Origin of the sequence: Aerococcus sp. UMB1112A (assembly GCF_030230715.1) — a bacterium.
Lineage (GTDB): Bacteria > Bacillota > Bacilli > Lactobacillales > Aerococcaceae > Aerococcus.
Map to the genome: position 1 here is coordinate 1 of NZ_JASPDS010000035.1, position 6140 is coordinate 6140.

Here is a 6140-nt window from a genome sequence, read left to right on the forward strand (position 1 = left end):
GGGAACGACCGGCTGATAGCCGTTCTTATCCCTTTTGCCTCCAGTCATTCCTTTCTAAACGCCTTTGCTCACACCCTGCCTTAATGAGCGAAAGTTAATGCACTGGCTGGTGAATTATTGTTATAATGAGGATGATGTGAATTTTGATGAGGTTGATTCATTGGCTTAGGAACTTCTAAAGCCTAAGCAGGTGGGAGGCCTTTGCACTGGCAGCCTGCATTTGCCAGATAAAGGAGATATAGAATGGAATTGCTTGATGACTTATTTGCCCTGTCTGGGATTGAATCCCCTCAAACGATTCGCGAGGCTATGCATGACTATGCTCTAAGCGAAGAATTTGACCAGACCTATGCTTACGGTGGCGCTTTGGGGGCAGTCTACCATAAACGTTTCACCCGTTTTGTGCTCTGGGCACCCCTGGCTCAGCAAGTAGATCTACTTGTATTTAAAGACTTGTATAGCGAATTGTACGATTCCTATCCGATGAAACGTCAAAAAAAGGGGACTTATGAAGCGAGTATAGCAGGAGATTGCCATAATCTGGCCTACAGCTACCGCCTTTATTTTCCAGATGGGAGCTGTGTTTATTCCCAAGATCCCTATGCTAAGGCTGCGACAGTGAACAGTGGGCGCTCGGTAGTTGTTAATCCGACTAGCGCTTATCCTGAGGGCTGGGAAGAGGACCAGGGACCAGAGATAGACCCAAGTGAAGTGGTAATATATGAAGCTAATATCCGCGACTTAACCGCTGCACCTTCCTCTGGCGTTCGCTTTCCCGGTAAGTATCTAGGCCTAGCCGAATCTGGAACGAAAACAGCCCAGGGCTTGGCAACAGGGCTCGATTATTTGGCTGATTTAGGGATTAGCCATGTCCAATTGATGCCTTTCTTTGACTTTGCAACGGTTGATGAAGAGCGAGAGAGTGGGCGCAACTATAACTGGGGTTATGATCCTCAGAATTATTTCTTACCGGAGGGCTCTTATGCTAGCGATCCTTTTACCCCAGTGACCCGGCTTATGGAAACTCGGCAAATGATCCAGGCCCTCCACCAGAAGGGGCTAGGGGTAATTATGGATGTGGTTTTTAACCATGTCTATGATGAAGAGAGTCATCCCTTGATGCTTACGGTGCCGGACTACTATCTGCGCTTCCATGAATCGGGCCATCCCGCTAATGGGTCAGGGGTAGGAAGCGAGCTAGCCACAGAGCGGCGGATGATGCGTCGTTATCTCTTGGATGCTATCCGTTATTGGGTAGAAGAGTACCATGTGGATGGTTTCCGTTTCGACTTGATGGGCCTGATTGATGTGGAAACCATGCAAGCTGTTCGCCAATTGGCTGACGAACTGGGCCCGAATATTATTATTCTGGGCGAAGGGTGGAATATGGGCCACTGCCTAGCGGACCAGGATAAAGCCTGCTTGGAGAATGCTAGCCAGCTTGAGGGGATTTCTTTCTTCAATGACCGCTTCCGCGATGCCTTGCGGGGGAATGACTTTGAGGAGGGCCAGGATACCGGCTTCATCTCTAACAAAAAACACATGGAATTTCAAATTGTTGAGAATTTAAAGGGGAGCCAGACCCTCAATGGGGAGGACTACCACATCCATTCCCCCCAGCAGCTCATCCAATACTGTGCGGTCCATGATAACTGGACGCTCTGGGATAAGTTGGCCATCACCCGGTCTCATGAAGTAGTTGGTTTCCGCCGACGCCGTCAACTCTTGGCCAATACGCTGATTGCATTAACAGAAGGTATTCCTTTCTTCCATTCCGGCCAGGAGTTTCTACGCAGTAAACTCAACCTGCGAAATACCTACAATGCACCGGTTGAGATTAATGCGCTGGATTGGGACAAGCGCGATGATGAAATCGAAGCGGTGGCTTACCTTAAGGATTTGCTGGATTACCGCAAGAAGCACGAGGTTTTCCGCTTAACTTCTTTTGCAGCGATTTATGACCACTTAGAAATTTTAAGGGCGGATTCGCAAATCATCATAGCAGTCTACCAGGCTGCTGACCGGCAAATCTTACTTGCCTATAATGCGAGTAAGTACAAGCAACTTGTCTCTTTGCCAGAAGGAACTTGGAAGCTAAGAGCCAGCGAGGGGCATTTCTACACAGACGAAGAAATGCTTGAAACTTATCAAGAAGAAGCAGAACTAGCCTTTCTAGCCGCAACGATATTTGAACAAGTAACAAAATAAAATTAAAAAGGCCTTGAAGTTTGGAAAAGTTAACTTCAAGGCCTTTTTGTTGGTATTTTTAGTTGACGACTATTTTTCAAGTCCTTTAAGGCTGTCGGCTTGAAATTTGTCATCAACGTGGTGGAGATGGTAGCTGCGGACTAACATATTGAGTCGCATGAGACTTTCCTCATAACGAATAATTGCGGAGGTAATCAAGATAATCGCATTCGATCGTTCAAGCTGGGAAGTATCCGTCTCATCTTCTGAAAGTCGAGCAGCTTTGAACATGTTGTCGATTAGGTGTTGGCGGTATTGGGAAGTGGACTGGAAGAAGTTCACTTCAGTGGGAGAAATCCGCCCATCGAACTTAAGAAAGATTTGTTCGTGGGCTGCACACAGGGTTTCAATCCGCTCGCGAATCTCTAAACGTAAGCTATCCGGCAATTCAAAGACCACATTGGTATGTTCATGGAGCAAACGGAGGAGGCGGGTGGAATGGTTGAGGGCTTGGATGAAGCTGCGAAGGATGACCAATTTACGTTTGAATTCGGTAATCCCTTTGCCCCTCCAGACTCTTTCTTCTTTGAGTAGTTCAAAGAGTTCTTGGATGTGGCGGATCTTATGCCTTGCCCATGAGAGGTCAGAATTCAAGGTCGAATACTCACCATTTTTTCTAAGAATAGCTCTCAAGCGGATGCTGATCTCTGTATTTGTTGTATTAATTTCATCGTAGACCACCGCATCATATTTGGGTGGGAGGATGAAGAGGTTGACCAGAAAGGCGATAATAACTCCAAGCAAACTCTCAATCACCCGTTTGCTGGCGGTGAGAATGATTTCCTGGTCCGAATCAAAGGGGGAGAGCATGATAATAACCACTGTCATCGCAGCAATAGAGATGGCATTGGACAATTTCATCGAATTCATCAAGACAATAAAGATAATAACAGTTAAACCAATAATTCCCGCATTGCGGCCAAAGAGCGTGGTCATGATGACGGCACAGAGCCCCCCCATGAAAGCAGCGATAATACGATTTGACATTGATTCCCAAGTTTTGCCAACAGATTGTTGCATGGTTAAAACGACTGTAAAGGCCGGCATAGTTGGATCGATATGGGGTAAAAGACTCGAAATAATAATGGCCACCATAACACCAATGCCAGTCTTAATCGTTCGGGCACCCAATTTCATTTTTGCTTTTTGTCTCCTTTGCAGATAATTTGTTGTAGTTTGCTTCCCTATAAGCTTACCATTGTTTGTTAGATAGTAAAGCCTTATTGCGCCTTTTAGAATAAAATTTAAGGCTAGGGCTAGCGCCTCCCTTTAATAAGAGGTATACTGATATAGAATGGAATTATTATAATGTGAGAGGAGGAGAAAAGATGACGCGCCCTGTGATGGATAATGAAAGTAAATACGCCAAAACCATTACCGCCCTACGCGAACATAAAGTGAGGATCACGCCCCAGCGAGAAGCGATTATTAAATACCTCATTGAGACTAAGGACCATCCGACAGCAGAGGATATCTTCAATGAACTGTCGCCGCATTTTAAGAGCATGAGCCTAGCAACCGTCTATAATAATTTGAATCTCTTGACCCGGATGCACCTCGTCCGTGAATTGAATTATGGGGATGATGCTAGCCATTTCGACTTTGATTTGGATCGCCATTACCATGTGATCTGTGAACACTGCGGCCGGATTGTCGACCTCTATTATCCGATTCTCTATGAGTTGGAGTCCTATGCGGCTGCCTATACAGGCTTTAAGGTGAATAACCATCGTTTAGAAATTTATGGCCTATGCCAAGACTGTCAACTTGAACGCCAAGAAACGGAAGGCCATAGCTAGTCGAATTACCTTAAGAATAAGTCATGATGAAGCGTGATGAAAAAAGAAGCTAGGCTCATTGTCCCAGCTTCTTCTTTACTTTAGGCCTAGTCTCCAGCTAATTCTTTGGCCTTGTCATGGCCAGCTAGAAGGCTTTCAATTATAGTGGAGCGGAGTCCCAAGGCTTCAGCGGTTTGGACTTCAGCGATGGTTGTGCCGGCGGGCGTACAGACCATGTCCTTTAATTGACCGGGGTGGGTTTGGCTTTCTTGAACCATCTTGGCAGCTCCCAGCATGGTCTGACTAGCAAAATCATAGGCATCTTGCCGGGCCATTCCAGTAAGAACAGCAGCATCCGCCATGGCTTCAAGGATCATGTACATGAGAGCTGGCCCTGATCCAGATAATGCCGTTACTGTGTTCAAGAGGTCTTCACCCACAAAACGGGCTTGGCCTAAACTGGAAAAGATAGCTAGAAGGCCATTTCGGTCATCAGTTGTTAGGCGGTCATTGCCGACAATACCTGCCATTCCGGCACCAACCTGGGCAGGCGTGTTCGGCATAACACGGGCAAATTTCTGGTCTGCTCCCAGTATTTGCTTGGCTCGCTCAAGGCTCAGGCTAGTGGCGATGGAGACCAGGAGGGAAGAGGGAGCGAGTTGGGCTTGGACTTCTTGGACAACGCCCTCAATGTAGGCTGGCTTAAGGGCTAAGATCACATAGTCAGCCCCGGCAACCGCCTCTTGGTTGTCGGTGAAGCAAGTGATAGCAGGAAGCTTGGCAAATTTTTTTAGGGTATCGGCATTAGGATCCGCAAGGCGAACTTCCATCGTTTGGAAGGGGGGATTTTCTGAGATGCCCCGAGCGATAGCGCCGCCCATATTCCCTGCTCCGATAATCGAGATGATTGGCATAGATCTGACTCCTTTAATTTTTTTACTATTATAGCACGAATTCCTATTCCTAAAACTCAAATTCCAAGGAGGTCTAACAAATGTTGAGCGCAATCAAAAGCACCCTCAGTCACTGGGCGAAAGTGTATTTAGCCATTCGCCACCGTTTGTCCATTATCACTGGATCTCTTTTGCTCCTTTTAGCTACCATTATTCTTTGCCTGCCCTTTATCAATACTTATCAGGGAAAAGTGGACCAAGACTTGAGCCAAGAATTCGCCCAGCTTGACCCCTATTTTACTGGTCAGACGTCGCCACTTTTATCGGCTAATTCTTTTTCAGCTGGTTATTTTGAAGAAACTGATCAAAGCGGACAAGACCAAGTTGCTGACTTGCATCTCTACTATTTTCCTAGCGCTGAAGACTTAGGCGCAATCGAAGCCTCTGACCAAGCTTACTTTGTTTTTTTACCAGACCAATATTTTTATCGGTTAAAGGATGGCCAAGGGGGACAGGGAGCTTACCCTAGTCATTGGAGAGTTCCACGAAGTATGGATAAATTATTAGATGACCTAGAAATTTACCAAGAGAAAGAACAAGCCCAAAGTCACTTTATGACCTTGCTAGCTTTCCGCCACATTTTCTTTGTCTTTATCGTATTTGCCTATGCCTTTTTAACAGCCACTTATCTCAACCGAAGACGCCGGCTTTATTTCCCCCAATTGATGAATTTTGAAGATTGCTTTACTTTAGTGACCTTAGCAGCACTTCCAGCTTCACTTTTAACTCTACTAGTAGCCCTTTTCACCCAACACCCCAGTCTCTTGGCGGTAAGCTTTATTATCATTACAAGCGGGCTTTTGTTTGGCCAGATCAAATTAATTTCAAAAAAATAGAAAAAAGTCTTTGACAAAAGAAGGAATACTTGGTAAACTAATTTTTGTCGTTTGAGAGAGCGCTAGTCGCTAGAAACGCAAACAAAAAAATAAAAAAACTTGTTGACAAGAAATAGACAAGTTGATATGATAGTTGAGTACTTCTCGAACGGGCCAAATGTTTCAGAAAGAGCAAAAAAACTTTTTTAAAAAAACACTTGACACGAATTTGAGAAATATGATATTATTAATTAGTCGCTTCAATGAGGCGACGAGATAGACCTTTGAAAACTGAACAAAGAAGACGAACCAATTGTGTAGGGCATCAACTTCGAGTTGATGAACCA

At 45.3% G+C, this 6140-nt stretch carries 5 protein-coding genes; 3 read left to right on the top strand and 2 right to left on the bottom strand.

Going from position 1 to position 6140, the window contains the following annotated elements; genetic code table 11:
- Positions 1–243: 243 nt before the first annotated feature.
- Positions 244–2208, top strand: a complete 1965-nt coding sequence (pulA, locus tag QP860_RS10170) for a type I pullulanase (protein ID WP_284912745.1) — start codon at positions 244–246, stop codon at positions 2206–2208.
- A gap of 69 nt (positions 2209–2277) precedes the next feature.
- Here the strand turns inward: pulA and QP860_RS10175 are convergent, their stop codons facing one another.
- Positions 2278–3384 (bottom strand): FUSC family protein, encoded by a 1107-nt coding sequence (locus QP860_RS10175; RefSeq protein WP_070486168.1) that lies wholly within the window; start codon positions 3382–3384, stop codon positions 2278–2280.
- Between the two features lie 206 nt (positions 3385–3590).
- Here QP860_RS10175 and QP860_RS10180 point away from each other — a divergent pair, with 206 nt between their 5' ends.
- Positions 3591–4046, top strand: coding sequence for a Fur family transcriptional regulator (locus tag QP860_RS10180; RefSeq protein ID WP_210382774.1), 456 nt, complete (start codon positions 3591–3593; stop codon positions 4044–4046).
- 86 nt (positions 4047–4132) lie between these two features.
- Here the strand turns inward: QP860_RS10180 and proC are convergent, their stop codons facing one another.
- The gene (proC, locus tag QP860_RS10185) at positions 4133–4939 is read right to left on the bottom strand and encodes a pyrroline-5-carboxylate reductase (RefSeq protein WP_284912747.1); all 807 of its coding nucleotides are present in this window, start codon (positions 4937–4939) and stop codon (positions 4133–4135) included.
- Positions 4940–5019: 80 nt separating this feature from the next.
- Between proC and QP860_RS10190 the strand changes: the two genes are divergently transcribed.
- Positions 5020–5814 carry a hypothetical protein gene (locus QP860_RS10190; RefSeq protein ID WP_284912749.1) on the top strand — a complete coding sequence of 265 codons (795 nt, stop codon included), beginning with the start codon at positions 5020–5022 and terminating at the stop codon, positions 5812–5814.
- Positions 5815–6140 lie beyond the last annotated feature (326 nt).